Below are 661 nucleotides of genomic sequence, written 5' to 3'. Positions count from 1 at the left end.
AAAAGAAAAAATTGTTTTCTTTGAAACCATCTCTTATGTGATTAAAAATAAAAAGTTGGAAGACTTATATGTAGAATTATCTTTTTTAAGTCAGGAGCTTGACAATGCCGATAAAACGGCCGATCAAGTTGTCTCTTCACTCAAATCGGAAATGGACGGCATTATCGACAGTATCAAAGATGTTATACACTTAGATAAGTGGACCGAAAAAAACTATCATGAGAATATGTCCAAGGCACAAAAAACACGGACGGACACAATCAATGATGTCAACGAACTTGATCATACTCTAACAACAAGTTACCAACATTCAGAAAGTATGGATGATGTTGTACAAGAAAAGTATAAAGGATTGATAGACGCAACAAGCAACGGAAAAAGCACTGAACCAATGAATTTTAGTTTGAAGAAATTTCATGCAAGTAAGATCTATCAAACGTCAAAAAAGTTGGAAGAATACTCAGCTGCATATATCCAGTTGAAAGAATACCAATTAGGAGTAGAGAAAGAGAAAGAAAGAATCGAAAAACTGCAGATAAAACTCAAAAGTGTTTCAGATGATGATAAGTTTCTTGAAATTGCAAAAGAGATTGGGTACGATAACCTTACATCTGTACAGCAAAAACGCTTTACATCCATAAAAGAAAAACAGAGAATTGAA

1 protein-coding gene is annotated in these 661 nt (G+C 33.4%); it reads left to right on the top strand.

Features of this window, described 5'->3' with window-relative positions:
* The coding region (locus tag PDT38_RS19295) for a T7SS effector LXG polymorphic toxin (RefSeq protein ID WP_270803673.1) at positions 1-661 on the top strand (661 nt) is incomplete at both ends.

This window comes from Bacillus changyiensis (assembly GCF_027706145.1).
In the GTDB taxonomy this organism is placed as follows: domain Bacteria; phylum Bacillota; class Bacilli; order Bacillales; family Bacillaceae; genus Bacillus; species Bacillus changyiensis.
This window is presented reverse-complemented; position numbering and strand designations above follow the sequence as displayed.